Source organism: Alloalcanivorax sp. C16-1 (assembly GCF_046507805.1).
GTDB lineage: Bacteria > Pseudomonadota > Gammaproteobacteria > Pseudomonadales > Alcanivoracaceae > Alloalcanivorax.
Map to the genome: position 1 here is coordinate 117,854 of NZ_JBKFTK010000005.1, position 14,764 is coordinate 132,617.

General features: G+C 68.5%; 12 protein-coding genes and 1 tRNA gene. All 13 read left to right on the forward strand.

Annotated elements, in window-relative coordinates:
- Positions 1-145 precede the first annotated feature (145 nt).
- The 13 genes from ACLD0W_RS15890 (at position 146) to ACLD0W_RS15950 (ending at position 14,747) form a co-directional block, all read left to right on the forward strand.
- Positions 146-2,167 (forward strand): neutral/alkaline non-lysosomal ceramidase N-terminal domain-containing protein, encoded by a 2,022-nt coding sequence (locus ACLD0W_RS15890; RefSeq protein ID WP_410308462.1) that lies wholly within the window; start codon positions 146-148, stop codon positions 2,165-2,167.
- Positions 2,168-2,287: 120 nt separating this feature from the next.
- Entirely contained in the window at positions 2,288-2,899 is a 612-nt protein-coding gene (locus ACLD0W_RS15895; RefSeq protein WP_410308463.1) for a hypothetical protein, read from the forward strand.
- 106 nt (positions 2,900-3,005) lie between these two features.
- Entirely contained in the window at positions 3,006-3,626 is a 621-nt protein-coding gene (gene msrA, locus ACLD0W_RS15900; RefSeq protein WP_410308464.1) for a peptide-methionine (S)-S-oxide reductase MsrA, read from the forward strand.
- A gap of 28 nt (positions 3,627-3,654) precedes the next feature.
- Positions 3,655-4,080, forward strand: coding sequence for a peptide-methionine (R)-S-oxide reductase MsrB (gene msrB / locus ACLD0W_RS15905; RefSeq protein WP_410308465.1), 426 nt, complete (start codon positions 3,655-3,657; stop codon positions 4,078-4,080).
- Between the two features lie 78 nt (positions 4,081-4,158).
- Positions 4,159-4,234 (forward strand) — tRNA-Thr (locus ACLD0W_RS15910).
- 61 nt (positions 4,235-4,295) lie between these two features.
- A complete protein-coding gene (locus ACLD0W_RS15915) occupies positions 4,296-4,658 on the forward strand; it encodes a DUF488 domain-containing protein (RefSeq protein WP_410308466.1) in 363 nt (120 codons plus the stop codon).
- A gap of 131 nt (positions 4,659-4,789) precedes the next feature.
- Positions 4,790-7,780, forward strand: a complete 2,991-nt coding sequence (locus ACLD0W_RS15920) for a xanthine dehydrogenase family protein molybdopterin-binding subunit (RefSeq protein WP_410308467.1) — start codon at positions 4,790-4,792, stop codon at positions 7,778-7,780.
- Positions 7,777-8,604, forward strand: coding sequence for an FAD binding domain-containing protein (locus tag ACLD0W_RS15925; protein WP_410308468.1), 828 nt, complete (start codon positions 7,777-7,779; stop codon positions 8,602-8,604). Before ACLD0W_RS15920 ends, ACLD0W_RS15925 begins: the two co-directional genes overlap by 4 nt.
- On the forward strand, positions 8,588-9,118 hold the full coding sequence (locus tag ACLD0W_RS15930; RefSeq protein WP_410308469.1) for a (2Fe-2S)-binding protein: 531 nt from the start codon (positions 8,588-8,590) through the stop codon (positions 9,116-9,118). Before ACLD0W_RS15925 ends, ACLD0W_RS15930 begins: the two co-directional genes overlap by 17 nt.
- Complete coding sequence (locus ACLD0W_RS15935) at positions 9,111-10,646, forward strand: AMP-binding protein (RefSeq protein WP_410308470.1); 1,536 nt, start codon at positions 9,111-9,113, stop codon at positions 10,644-10,646. The genes ACLD0W_RS15930 and ACLD0W_RS15935 overlap by 8 nt, the downstream gene beginning before the upstream one ends.
- A 24-nt stretch (positions 10,647-10,670) precedes the next feature.
- On the forward strand, positions 10,671-11,474 hold the full coding sequence (locus tag ACLD0W_RS15940) for an enoyl-CoA hydratase/isomerase family protein (protein WP_410308471.1): 804 nt from the start codon (positions 10,671-10,673) through the stop codon (positions 11,472-11,474).
- A gap of 73 nt (positions 11,475-11,547) precedes the next feature.
- Positions 11,548-12,786, forward strand: a complete 1,239-nt coding sequence (locus tag ACLD0W_RS15945; protein ID WP_410308472.1) for a benzoate/H(+) symporter BenE family transporter — start codon at positions 11,548-11,550, stop codon at positions 12,784-12,786.
- The gene (locus ACLD0W_RS15950) at positions 12,783-14,747 is read left to right on the forward strand and encodes a TRAP transporter permease (RefSeq protein WP_410308473.1); all 1,965 of its coding nucleotides are present in this window, start codon (positions 12,783-12,785) and stop codon (positions 14,745-14,747) included. The genes ACLD0W_RS15945 and ACLD0W_RS15950 overlap by 4 nt, the downstream gene beginning before the upstream one ends.
- Positions 14,748-14,764: the final 17 nt, after the last annotated feature.

The following is a 14,764-nucleotide window of genomic DNA, read 5'->3' on the forward strand; positions in this document are numbered from 1 at the left end:
GAACTTCGCTCTGCCTTTGCACAACTTGTCCCGGCGGTATCGTTTTGTATCCGCTCTGTACCCGCGTCACCGAACCAGCGCCTTTTTGTTGTGGGTGCCGCCACTGAATGGTACGTTCGTGCAAAAATAAAAGGACTCGCCCCTGATGCCTTCCCGTCGCCGATTCCGTCGCCCCCTGTGGCTGGCTGTGCTGACCCTGTTGCTGCTGGTCGGCGGCGCCCTGCTGCACACCGCCTGGCCATTTCTGTTCTATCCCCGCGAGGCGCTGCGCTTCGAGGTACCGTCACCGCGTCCTTCGACGCCCAGCGACGTGGCCCTGGCCGGCGTCGCCGAGGTGGACATCACACCGGCCATCGGCCTGCCCAAATTCGGCTATTCCGCCTGGGCGGCGGACGGCGACGGCCTGCGCACCCGCCTCAAGGCCCGTGCCTTTTATCTGCACGGCCCCGGCGGCACGCCGCTGGCACTGGTACAGCTGGATCTGGGCGCCGGTTCCCTGCCGCTGCACTACGCGGTGGCGGAGCGCATCGCCGCCACCACCGACGTGCCCGCCCATGGGCTCAGCCTGCTGGTCACCCACACCCATTCCGGGCCCGGCCAGTACCTGGGCAGCGACTTCTATAATGTGTTTGGCGGCAACCGGCCGGGCTTCGACCCGGCACTGTTCGATTTTCTCGCCGATCGCATCGCCACGGCGGTGACCCGCGCCTACCGGGATCGTCGCCCGGCCCGCCTGGCGGTGGGCGGCAGGGACGTGTGGGGGCTGACCCGCAACCGCTCGCCACGGGCCTGGGCGCGTAATCACCACCTGGACCCGGACCGCGTGGACGGCAACACCGCCCTGGGCGCGGTGAACCCGCGCATGACCCAGCTGCGCATCGACCTGCAGGCGGACGACGGCCGTTACTACCCGGCCGGCGCCCTGACCCTGTTCTCCGTGCACGGCACCGCCATCCCCGCCTTTACCGGCCCCTACCACGCGGACGTCTGGCACTGGCTGGCGCGGGGCCCGGGGCGCCGCTTCGCCGCCGGGGACCTGCCCTGGCCCTTGGTGCACGGCGCGGTGCAGGCCACCCACGCCGACAACAACCCGGCCTGGCACCCGGACCACCGTGGCGACCTGGAGGCACGGCGCATCGGTACCGCCCTGGGCGAACAGGCCGCCGACCTGTTCCTGTCCCTGGACCCGGGGCTTTCCCCGCGCCTGGTCACCGCCGCCGGCGCCCGCCAACTGGACCTGCTGACCCTCACCCACCCACAGCGCCACGGCCTGTGCCCCCGAGCGGTGGTGGGCGCGGCGGTGGCCGGCGCCGCCAACGGCGATGAGGTGTTCCCGGTGTCCTACCTGCCGTTTCTCAAGGAGGGCTGGCCCAGGCGCTGGTTCACCGACGGCTGCCAGGGCGTCAAACAATGGATGCTGTCCAAGGCCCAGCTGCTGCTGACGCCGGAGGCGTTCCCCCACCGCGCCCTGTTCCAGGTACTGCGCGTCAACGATCTGGTGCTGGTGCCCCTGCCCTGGGAGATCACCCTGGAAAGCGGCAACCGCATCCGTGGCGCGGTGCTGGACGCGCTGCCCGGCGGCCGCCCCTGGCGGGTGGAAATCTCCAGCCTGGCCAACGGTTTTCTGGGCTACGCGGTGACCCCGGAGGAATACGGCGCCCAGAACTACGAGGGCGGGCACACCCTGTACGGGCCGCATACCCTGGACTTTCTCGCCGCGCAGAGCGCGCGGCTGGGTGGCGACCTGTTCGCCGCCGGCGCCGTGGACGAACTGCCCGCCCGCGCCGACTTCGACCTGCTGCGCCACGACTACTGGCCCAGCGCCCCGGCCGACCGGCGCTGGGCCCGGCAATGGCGGCAACCGGCCCGCTTCCAGGAACCGGAGGGCGAGAAAGGCGCCTACTGGGCCTGGCGCTTCCACGGCGAGCCCCCCGGCGCCCTGGCGCTGGACCGGCCGCTGCTGCGCATCACCCGGGCCGACGACCGGGCGCCGGTGATCGACGACGAGAGCGGCGACCTGGCCCTGCGGCTGATCGACCAGGACGACCGGGGCGCCCTCTACGAGGTGCGCTGGTATCACCCACCGCCGGCGCCGCCGGGCCGCTTTCAACTGGAGGTGCGGGCCGGTGAGCGGGCGCCGGCGTTGACCTCACCGGCGTTCCCCTGAATCTTCCAGGCGGGCACGGTTTCAGGCGGGACATCTTTTTTTATGCGGGATTTGCGGCGCCATCCGGTGACAGCGGCGGGCGCGCTGCTACACTGGCGCCTTATTGATAGGAGATCGTCCATGAGGGCTCTGTTTTTCCCCCTGACCGTCCTCGCGGCGGCGGCCCTGGCCGGCTGCGCCAGCACCACCCAGGTCACCACCCGCACCGTCACCGACACCCCGCCGCCGCCGGCCACCACCCTGCTGCTGGCCGCCCAGAGCCCGGAAAGCGACACCCGAGAAACCTGGGAACTGACCTGCCGGCCGATCTTTGCCCGCACCGGCATCACCGTGCACCTGGCTCACCAGGAAGTGCCGTTCTGGGACGAGGACGGGCGCCAGGCGCTGAGCGACTGGGCCGGCGAACACGGCGCCGACCGGATCCTGCTGGTGGACCTGACCCGGCTGCTGATGTCGGCCCCGAACCTGCCCGGCGACCGGGAACTCAACCCGCTCAACCAGGACACCGAGGTGCAACCCACCTGGCGCCTGGGCCTGGACGGCCAGCGCATCCCCAAGGCGCCCCTGGAAGACACCGAGGACCGCTTCCCGGCCTATCTGATGGACGGCACCGGCGCCTCCCTGTGGTACGGCATCGCCCGCACCCACGAAGCCAACGACCAGGCCGCCATCGCCAAGAGCCAGTGTCGCGCCCTGCGCGACAGCCTGCGGCGGGACGGACTGCTGCCCTGACCCCCACCGCCCCGGGCATTGATACCCGGGGTGGACGCCCCCATCTGCTGAGCATGCACCGGGCCCCGTGAGCCCCTGTCCCTGATCCCGCATCCATGGAGGTACCATGAAAGCCGTGATTCCCGGAACATCCCTGGCGATCCATCCGGACCGGTTCCCGGACCCGGCGGACACCCTGCCCGCCGACCGGGACGCCGGCCGCGCCATTCTCGGTGGCGGCTGCTTCTGGTGCGTGGAGGCGGTGTATGCCGCCCTGGACGGAGTCAACAGCGTGGTCTCCGGCTACGCCGGCGGCGGCGCGGACAGCGCCAATTATGAGGCGGTGTGCGGCGGTCGCAGCGGCCACGCGGAAGTGGTGGAAATCACCTACGACCCGGCCCGCATCGGCTTTGGCGAGCTGCTCAAGCTGTTCTTCTCGGTGGCCCACGACCCCACCCAGAAAGACCGCCAGGGTAACGACCGGGGGCCCCAGTACCGCTCCTCGATCTTCCCGGTGGACGAGGAGCAGGAACGGATGGCGCGGGCCTACATCGCCCAACTGAACAATGCCGGCGCCTTCACCGCCCCCATCGTCACCACCATCGAAACCGGGCACCCGTTCTACCCGGCGGAGGATTACCACCAGGACTTCGCCCGGCGTAACCCCAACCAGCCTTATATTCAGCACGTGGCGCGGCCCAAGCTGGACAAGCTTCACGCCGCCTTTCCCGATCTGCTGAAATCCTGACCGACCCACTGATCAAAGAGGTTCGTCCATGAGTACGTCCGCCAGCGGATACGACCTGACGCCGCTCACCGACGCCGAAAAACAACAGCGCGCCGCCGGCCTCACCGCCGAGGAGCGCCGCATCCTGCTCAACCAGGGCACCGAGCCGCCGTTCTGCGGCGGCCTGCTCGACAACAAGGAAAGCGGCACCTACCAGTGCAAGCTGTGCCACCTGCCCCTGTTCCGCTCCGACGAGAAATTCGAATCCGGCACCGGCTGGCCCAGCTTCTACCAACCGGTGGACCCGGAGCACGTCAAGGAACTGCGCGACGACAGCCACGGCATGGTCCGCACCGAGATCCGCTGCGCCCGCTGCGACGGCCACCTGGGCCACGTGTTTCCCGACGGCCCGCCGCCCACCGGCCTGCGCTACTGCCTGAACTCCGCCTCACTGGTGTTCGAAGCCGGCGACTGAGCGATCCCCGCCCGCCGGGCTTGTCTCGGCGGGCGGTCCTGCTAAACTAGCCCGCCTCGCCCGTCCGGGCGGGGGCGTGCCGGAATAGCTCAGTCGGTAGAGCAACTGATTCGTAATCAGTAGGTCGGAGGTTCGATTCCTCTTTCCGGCACCATTCTTTTCCCTGGCTTTTCTCCCCGGTCCGCTTGTCCGGAACCTCACCGCCGGAGCACGCCATGAAGCAGCCCTCCCGCATTCAATGCAAACGTGTCCAGGATCCGGCGGAACCGTCCGACGGCTACCGCGTGCTGGTGGACCGGATCTGGCCCCGTGGCATCAAAAAAGAAGCCCTGAAAGCCGACGATTGGCGCAAGAACCTGGCGCCCTCCACCGAGCTGCGCAAATGGTTTGGCCACGATCCGGCCCGCTGGGCGGCGTTCTACCAGAAATTCCACGCCGAGCTGCGCCAGCGACCGGAACAGGTGGATAGCCTGCTCGCCGCCTGCGACGGCCGGGTGCTGACCCTGTTGTTCGCCGCCCGCGACCGCGAGCACAACAACGCGGTGGCGCTGCGGATGTTCCTTTTGGACGGCCGGTAGCGGCCGCCCCGAAATCAGACTCAAAGGTAAATTCCCCGACCCGGGGACAGAAATCCATCGCGCCCGGCAAGGCATCGCCAAGGCGCGCGACCGACACTAGGGCTCTCGGATAAGAGAATAAAGAGTCCTGGATGAGCGATCACAGCACCGAGACCCGAGCCGATGGCAGTCACATCGGCCGGTCCCAGACCCGTTTCGAGGATCAGGCCCTGCTGCGTGGCCTGGGCCGATACGCCGACGACCTGGCGACGCCGCCGGGTACCCTGCACGCCGCCGTCGTGCGCTCCCCCCATGCCCATGCCCGGGTGCTGTCCGTGGACGCCTCCGAAGCGCTCGCCCTCAAGGGCGTGCGCGCGGTGCTCACCGGCGAGGACGTGAAGCGTTGGGCCCATCCGTTCCCGGTGGGGGTGCGCGGCGCGCCCATGGAGCATTGGTGCCTGGCGGTGGACAAGGTGCGCTATGTGGGCGAGCCGGTGTGCGTGGTGATCGCCGAGGACCGCTACCGGGCGGAGGACGCCCTGGAGCTGGTGCGCGTGCAATACGAGCCGCTGAAGCCGGTGATCGATCCGGAGAAAGCCGCCGCCGAGGACGCGCCGGTGCTGCACGAGGCGGTGGGCGGCAACGTGGTCAACGAGCGCCACTTCCGCTACGGCGATCCGGAAAAAGCCTTCGAGGAGGCGGCACACCGGGTGTCCATCAAGGTGCGCTTTCCGCGCAACTCCTGCACCCCCATCGAGTGCTACGTGGTGGTGGGTCAGTATCAGCCGGCCACCGGCGTGTACGACATTCTGTCCAACTTCCAGGGCCCCTACGCGCTGCATTCGGTGATGGCGCGCGCCCTGAACGTGAGCAGCAACCGGCTGCGGCTGCGCACGCCGCCGGACTCCGGCGGCAGCTTCGGCATCAAGCAGGGTGTGCTCACCTATGTGGTGCTGATGGGGCTGGCGGCGCGCAAGGCCGGCGCCCCCGTGAAATGGGTGGAAGACCGGCTGGAGCATCTGCAGGCCTCCTCCAGCGCCACCAACCGGGTGGCGGACATGGAGGCGGCGGTGGACGCGGACGGCCGCGTCACCGCCCTGCGCTACGACCAGATCGACGACTGCGGCGGCTATCTGCGCGCGCCGGAGCCGGCCACCTTCTATCGCATGCACGGCAATCTGACCGGCGCCTACGGCATCCGCAACCTGGCGGTGCGCAATCGGGTGGTGCTCACCAACAAACTGCCCAGCGGCCTGAACCGGGGCTTCGGCGGCGGCCAGATGTACTTCGCCCTGGAGCGTCTGATGCACCAGGTGGCGCGACAGCTGAACCTGGACCCGCTGGACGTGATGCGCCGCAATCTGCTGCCGGCGGACGCCTTCCCCTATCGCACCGCCTCCGGGGCGCTGCTGGATTCCGGCAACTACGCCGACACCGTGGACCTGGCCCTGCGCGACGGCGGCTACGACGAGCTGATCCGGCGCCGTGACCAGGCCCGGGCCGAGGGCAAACTGTACGGCGTGGGCCTGTGCGCGGTGGTGGAGCCGTCGATCTCCAATATGGGCTACATCACCACCGCCCTGACGCCGGAGCAGCGCGCCAAGGCGGGCCCGAAGAACGGCGCGGTCAGCACCGCCACCCTCAGCATCGATCCGCTCGGCGGCATCACCGTGCACGTGTCCTCCACGCCCCAGGGCCAGGGCCACCAGACCGTGGTGGCCCAGGTGGTGGCCGAGGTGCTGGGCGTGGACCCGGCCAGCATCCTGGTCAATGTGGAGCTGGACACCGGCAAGGACCCCTGGTCGATCGCCTCCGGCAACTATTCCAGCCGCTTCGCCGGCGCCGTGGCCGGCGCCGTGCACAAGGCGGCGCTGCAGGTGCGCGCGCGGCTGGCCAACATCGCCGCCACCCTGATGGAAGCCGACCCCGGGCAGGTGCGCTTCGCCGGCGGCAAAGTCTTTATCGAGGACGGCCCCAGCCTGGGCTTCCATCGTGTCGCCGGCACCGCCCACTGGTCCCCGGCGCTGCTGCCGAACGGTGAAACGGGCGGCCTGCGCGAAACCGCGTTCTGGACGCCGCCCCAGCTGGAGGCGCCGGACGACGACGACCACATCAACAGCTCGCTGTGCCACGGCTTTATCTTCGATTACTGCGGGGTGGAGATCGACCGGGTCACCGGCGAGGTTCACATCGACCGCTACGTGACCTGCCACGACGCCGGCCGCCTGCTGAACCCGATGCTGGTGGACGGCCAGATCCGCGGCGGCTTCACCCAGGCCCTGGGCGTGGCGCTGATGGAAGAGTTCGCCTACGGCGAGGACGGCAGTTTCCTGTCCGGCACCCTGGCGGACTATCTGCTGCCCACCGCCCCGGAGGCGGTGGAACCGCTGATCCTGCACACCGAAACGCCCTCCCCGTTCACGCCCCTGGGCGCCAAGGGCGTGGGTGAAGGCAACAACATGAGCACGCCGGTGTGCATCGCCAACGCGGTGGCCGATGCCCTGGGCCGCGACGACATACAACTGCCGCTGACCCCGTCCCGGGTGCGCGGCCTGATCGGCATCGACGAGCCGCCGGCCCCGGAAGGGCTGGAGCCGCTGGCCGCGCCGCGCGCCGGCGGGCCGGCCCTGCAGGCCCGCGACTCGGTGGTGGTGCCGGCGTCGCCGCAGACCGTCTACGACACCGTGCTCGATCCGGAAACCCTGCGCGCCATCATTCCCGGCTGCCACGCCCTGGAATTGGAAGGCGACAACCAGTACCGCGCCGACGTGACCGTCGGCGTGGGCATGATCAAGGCGCGCTTCGCCGCCCGGGTCCGGCTCAGCGATCTGGACCCGCCCCGCTCCCTGCGGCTGTCCGGCTCCGGCGACAGCGCCATGGGCTCCGCCTCCGGCAGCGCCCACGTGACCCTGGTGGAACTGGACAACGGCCACACCCGCCTGGAGTACGTCTACGAGGTGGACGTGGGCGGCAAGATCGCGGCGGTGGGCGGCCGCATGCTGCAAAGCGCCTCGAAAATCATTATCGGCCAGGTGTTCAACCGGCTCGCCCAGCGCCTCACCGGCAAGCCGGTGGGCGGCGGCCTCTGGCAACGGCTGCGCGCGCTGATCGCGCGGCTGCTCGGCAAGGGAGACGCATCATGAAGGCGGCGTCGTTCGATTACGTGCGCGCTTCCAGCAAGAAGGAAGTGCTGCAGTTGCTCCACGAGCACGGCGAGGACGCCCGGCTGCTGGCCGGCGGCCAGTCGCTGATGGCCACCCTCAATATGCGGCTCACCCAGCCCAAGGTGGTGGTCGACATCAACCGGGTGGAGGAACTCAACCGGATCCGCAACGAAAGCGGTTATCTGGCGGTGGGCGCGGCGGTGCGCCAGGTGCAGCTCACCGATCGCGCCGAGCTGGCCCGGGAAGTGCCGCTGCTGGCCAAGGCGCTGCCCTGGATCGGCCACTTCCAGACCCGCAACCGGGGCACCGTGTGCGGCTCCGTGGCCCATGCCGACCCGAGCGCGGAGATTCCGCTGTGCCTGGTGACCCTGGGCGGCAGCGTGGTGCTGGAATCGCTGAAGGGCAAACGGCGGGAAGTGCCGGCGGCGGACTTTTTCCAGGGTCTGCTGACCACCGACCGCCAGCCCCGGGAATTGATCAGCGAGGTGCGCTTCCCGCTGGCGCAGGACGGCACCGACTACCGCTTCCAGGAAATCGCCATGCGTCACGGCGACTTCGCCCTGGTGGCGCTGGCGTTGTGCCTGCGCGACGACGGCGCCCACCTGGGCGTGGGCGGCGTCGCCGACCGGCCGGTGGCGCAAACGCTGCCGCTGGGCGGCGAGTTGCCCGATGCCCTCAACACCCTGGCCTGGTCGCTGGGCGCCCAGGACGACGTTCATGCCTCCGCGGCCTACCGGCGCCAGCTGGTGCGCGAACTGGGCCAGCGACTGATCGAGGAGCCTTCCCATGCACGCCCCCGCTGAACAGCGCAGTGAGATCGAACTGGAACTGAACGGCGAAACCCGCCATGGCCGCGCCGAGCCGCGCACCCAGCTGTGCGACTTCCTGCGCCACGAGCTGGGCGCCACCGGCGTGCACGTGGGTTGCGAGCATGGCGTGTGCGGCGCCTGCACGGTGCTGGTGGACGGCGTCGCCTCGCGCTCCTGCCTGATGCTCGCGGTGCAGGCGGACGGACGCCGCATCGACACCGTGGAATCCCTGGCCCGGGACGACGTGATGAACGACCTGCAGCAGGCCTTCAGTCGCCATCACGCCCTGCAATGCGGCTTCTGCACCAGCGGCATCCTGATGTCCTGCGTGGAATTTCTGCAACGGGTGCCGACCCCGGATGAAGCGCAGGTGCGCGACATGCTGTCCGGGCATCTGTGCCGTTGCACCGGCTACACCGGCATCGTGCGCGCGGTGCTGGAAGTAGCCGGCCAACGCCAAAGCGGCGAATCACAACAAAATGCTTCGGAGAACCGCAACGATGTTTGATCTTGGACGCAGCTTTCTGGCCGCGGTGGAACGTCGCCCCCAGGCGACGGCGATCAGCGACGGTCCCCAACGCCTCAGCTACGAGGCCTGGTTCGATGTCATTCAGCGCGCCGCGCGGGGCCTTGAGGACCTGGGGCTCACCAAGGGGGACCACCTGGTGGCGGCGATGCAGAACCGCTGGCAAATGGCCACGCTGCATTGGGCCTGCCAGTTCAGCGGCATCATCATGACCCCGCTCAACTGGCGCTGCACCGCCGAGGATCTGACCTGGACCCTGGAAAACGCGGACGCCCGCGCCCTGGTGCACGACGACTCGGTGCTCGAGGCGGTGCGCGCCATGGGCCGCCCGGCGGTGCCCTGCGTGAGCGTCGGCGAGGCCGCGTTCCCCGAGGCCCTTGTTTTCGAGGACCTGTGCGCCCGCGCGCCGGCCGACACCCTGCTGCGCGCCGGCCCGGAGGACTGGTCACTGATGCTGTACACCTCCGGCACCACCAGCCGGCCCAAGGGCGTGCCACGCCGGCACCGCGCCGAGCGCGCCGCCGCCCTCGCCCATGTGGCCCAGAACCTGTACAGCCAGCAGGAATGCACGCTCGGCGTGATGCCGCTGTACCACACCATGGGCGTGCGTTCGCTGCTGTCCATGGCGCTGCTGGATGGCCACTTCGTGTGCGTGCCGCGTTTCGACGTGGAAGCCACCCTGGACGCCATCGAGCGCGAAGGCATCAGCAACCTGTACCTGGTGCCGACGCTCTATCACATGCTTATCGAACACCCGGCGTTCAGCCCGGAGCGGGTCGCCAGCGTGCGCAAGATCGGCTTCGCCGGAGCGCCCATGAGCGACGGCCTGATGCGCCGGGTGCAGGACGCCTTCCAGCCGGACCTGTTCGTCAATCACTACGGCAGCTCCGAGGTGTACACCTTCACCATCGATCAGGCCGCCAACCGCAAACCCGGGTCCTCCGGCCGCAGCGCGCTCAACCAGCGCATCCGCGTGGTGCACCTGACCAGCGAATCCCCCGCCGATGTGGCACCGCCCGGCGAGGAAGGCCAGATCATCGCCGACCTGGCCAGTGACGAAGCCTTCGAGGGCTACTGGCGCCGCCCGGACGCGGACGCCAAATCGATTCGCGACGGCTGGTACTTCACCGGCGACACCGGCTTCTTCGACGACGACGGCGATCTGTTCGTCACTGGCCGGGTGGACGACCTGATCATCACCGGTGGCGAAAACGTAAGCCCGGCGGAAATCGAGAACGTGCTGTCCCTGCACCCGGCCGTGGAGGAAGTCGCCGTGGTGGGCCTGCCCGACGAACAGTGGGGCAAACTGGTCACCGCCTTTATCAAGGTGCGCGAGCCGATCACCGACGAGGTGCTCGACGCCCATTGCGTGAGCTCCGGTCTGGCCCGGTTCAAACGGCCGCGCCGCTACGAGTTCATTGAACAGATTCCCAAATCCCCGGTGGGCAAAATCCTGCGCCGCGTGCTGGTGGCCGACTACGGCGATCCGCAGCCGGCGGAACAGCCCTGAATGACCCAGAAAAGGAAAAACACGATGAACGTGTCCGAGATTGAACAGTTTCTGAATACCGAGTTCGACGGCTTCAAGGTGGAACTGCGCACCGACCAGGAGCGCGGCGACATCATCCTGGGCCGCCCGCCCTATAACGTGATCGCCATGAGCCAGCGGGAGTACCTGCGCCAGGTGTTCGAGGCGCTGGACGCCCACCCGGGCGTGCGCGTCATCGTGCTGCGCGCCGAGGGCCAGCATTTCTCCAGCGGCGGCGATATTCGCGGCTTTCTGGAAGCCTCCCCGGAGCACGTCTCCAAACTGGCCTGGAACGTGGCCGCCGCCGAGCGCTGCAGCAAGCCGGTGATCGTGGCCAACCGTGGCTACACCTTCGGCGTCGGCTTCGAGCTGTCGCTGGCCTGCGATTTCCGCATCGCCTCGGAAACCGCCCGCTACGCCCTGCCGGAACAGAACCTGGGTCAGATCCCCGGCTCCGGTGGCTCCGCCCGTCTGCAGAAAATGATCGGCATCACCCGCACCAAGCACATGGTGATGCGCGCCAAGCGGGTCAGCGGCGAACAGGCCCTGGCCTGGGGCTTCGTCACCGAATGCGTGCCGGACGACGAGCTGGAAAGCGCCACCGACGCCCTGGTGGAAGAGCTGCGCCGGTTCTCGCCGCTGGCCCAGCGCACCGCCAAGAAGCTGATCAACGACAACGAGGACTCGCCGCTGAAGGTGGCCATCGAAATGGAAGGCCATTGCTACAGCCGCCTGCGCAGCTCCGAGGACTTCAAGGAAGGCGTGGAGGCGTTCCACGCCAAGCGTCCGGCGGTGTTCAAGGGCGAATAAAGTACCGCGCCCGCGCCATGACAACACCCGGTGGTCGACCGCCACCGGTTGATAACAAAAACGGAGGCTTAGCATGCCCCACGAAGTGCCCCTCGATACCGGCGAACGGAACCGTCCGCCTTTGCGTGCCGCTTTCAACGGCCGCACGCTCAGCACCGGGGTGGTGGCGGCGTTGTTCGGTTGCACCGGCCCGGCGGTGATCGTCATGAACGCCGCCGAGGCCGGACAGTTGTCCAACGCCCAGACCGTGGCCTGGCTGTTCGGCATCTATGTGCTGGGCGGTCTGATCAGCCTGTTCTTCGCGTTACGCTATCGTCTTCCGATCAGCGGCGCCTATACCATTCCGGGCGCGGCCATTCTGGCCGCTTCCCTGCAGATGATTCCCTTCAACGAAGCGGTGGGCGCCTTTATCGCCAGCGGGCTTCTGGTGCTGGCGCTGGGCTTCAGCGGCCTGATCGGCCGCCTGGCGCACTGGCTGCCAGTACCCATCGTCATGGCGATGATCGCCGGCGCCCTGTTCCGCTTCGCCACCGGCGCGGTGGACTCGGTGGTGGCGGCGCCCTGGGTGGCCGGCATCGCCGCGCTGGCCTTTTTCCTCACCGGGCGTCTGACGCGCGCGGTGCCGCCGGTGCTGGTGGCCGGCGTGGTGGGCCTGGGCATGGCGCTGTGGCTCGGTGAACTGCAAACCGCCCAGGTGTCCCTGGAACTGGTGATGCCGGCCTTCACCGCGCCGGCGTTTTCCTGGCAGGCGTTCTTCGCCATCTCGGTGCCGCTTACCGCCCTGGTGATCGGCGCCGAGAATGCCCAGGCCATCGGCGTGCTGATGGCGGAGGGCTACCGGCCGCCGGTCAACGCCATGACCATCGCCAGCGGCATCGGCGGCCTGCTGGCCGGCCTGTGCGGCGGCCATAACGCCAATATCGCCGGTCCGATGACCGCCATCTGTTCCTCGGAACAGGCCGGCGAGGACCGCCGCCTGCGCTACGGCGCCTCGGTGGTCAACGGCGTGCTGTTCATCCTTTTCGGCCTGTTCGCGGGCTTCGCGGTACCCTTTATTCTGGCGTTGCCCAAGGCACTGATCATGGTGATCGCCGGCCTGGCCATGATCGGCGTGCTGCTGGGCGCCTTTCAGCAGGCGTTCCGCAAGAACGGCCCCTGCCAGGTGGGCGCCTTCGTGGCGCTGACCGTGGCGATGAGCAAATTTTCCCTGCTGGGGATCAGTTCGCCCTTCTGGGCGTTGTTGCTGGGCGTGGCCACCTCCGCCCTGCTCGGTGAACTCGGCGCCGCCCGGCGCCAGGAGACACAGGCATGAAAAAGTACTGCAACCCGGCCAGCGTGGTGGCACTGCTGTGGGCCTTGTTCCAGATCTGGATGGTGTACGGCTCGCCGCTGGAGCTGATCGTGGCGGTGCCGATCCACGTGATGTTCGGCGTGATGCTCACCTTCATTACCCATCCGCTGATCGCGCCGCCGGAAACCGGCCCGCGACGCTTTGGCGCCAGCCGCGCCAGTGATTACCTGCTGGTGGCGGTGGCCGCCGCCATCGCCGTGCATTACTACCTGAGCGGCGAAACGCTGATCACCCGCATCGCCATGGTCGATCTGCCCACCACCACCGACCTGGTGGTGGGCGTGGTCACCATCGCCCTGGTGGTGGAGGCGGTGCGCCGTTCCCTGGGCATGGGCCTGACCACGGTGATTCTGGTGTTCCTGGTCTATCAGTTCTGCGGCCCGCTGCTGCGCGACATTCCGCTGCTGCGCATCATCGGCCACGACGGCCAGCCCAGCCGCATGTTCTTCGAGACCTTTATCGACCTGCAGACCATGCAGAACGAGGGCGTGTTCGGCATTCCCAGCATCGTCTCCTACGGCCAGGTGTTCTACTTCCTGCTGTTCGGCGCCTTCCTGCAACTGTTCGGCGGCGGCCAGCTGTTCATGGATCTGTCCATGCTGCTGGTGGGTCGCCTGCGCGGCGGCATGGCCAAGGTGTCCATCGTCTCCTCCACCCTGTTCGGCGCGGTCAGTGGCAGCGCCACCGCCAACGCGGCGGTGATGGGCATGTTCACCATTCCCGCCATGAAGCGCTCGGGGATGCGCGCCGAGCAGGCCGCCGCGGTGGAGGCCACCTCCTCCACCGGCGGGCAGCTGATGCCGCCGGTGATGGGCGCCGCCGCCTTCCTGATCGCCCAGTTCATGGGCATTCCCTACGCCGAGGTAGCGCTGGCGGCGATCATTCCGGCGCTGCTGTTCTATCTGGCGCTGTACTTCGTGGTCGATCTGCTGGCGCGCCGCAATAACCTCAGCGGCCTGACCAAGTCGGAACTGGAAACCGATTGGGGCAGCGTGCTCAAGCGGCTCTATCTGCTGATCCCGGTGGGCGTGCTGGTCTACCAGATCATGGCCGGTCGCGCGCTCAGCTCCGCCACCCTGGAGGCGGTCTGGCTGACCGTGTTCCTGGGGCTGTTCACCCGTGGCTGGGAAGGGGTGCGCGAGCACGGCCCCGCCGGGCTGGTCGGCGCCGTGCGATCGGTGGTGGCCGACTCGGTGCAGGCGCTGGACTCCGGCGCGCGCAGCGCCATCGCCGTGGCCATTCCCTGTGCCGGCGCCGGCATCGTGGTGGGCATCGCCTCCAGCACCAACCTGGGCCTGACCTTCGGCACCTTCGTGACCACCCTGTCCGGCGGCATGATGATCCCGGCCCTGCTGCTGGTGATGATCATGGTGATCGTGATGGGCATGGGCATGCCCACCACCGCCGCCTACATCATGGGCGCCATTCTCGCCATTCCGGCCCTGGACAAGCTGGGCGTGCCGCAGCTGTCCTCGCACTTTTTCGTGCTGTACTTCGCCGCCCTGTCCATGGTGACACCGCCGGTGGCGCTGGCCGCCTTCGTGGCCGGCGGCATCGCCAAGGCGGATGTCTGGAAAACCGGCTGGGCGGCGTTCCGCTACAGCCTGGCTGGCTTCCTGGTGGCGTTCGCGTTCGCTTTCAGCCCGGCACTGTTGCTGCAGGGCGAATGGACCAAGATCGCCACCGCCACGATCACCGCCGCCATCGGCTGCTACGCCCTGGCCGGCTGCGTGGCCGGCTTCCTGCGCACCCGCAACGCCAAACTGGAATCGGTTCTGCTGCTGGCCGCCGCCGTACTGCTGATCACGCCCAAGCTGGCCGCTTCGCTGGTCGGCCTGGTGCTGCTCGTCGTGGTGATGGGCGGGCAACTGTGGCGCCGGCGCGCGGCGGACACCGCCTCGGTAGCCACCGCCCGGGAATAACGTCAGACCCAACTTTT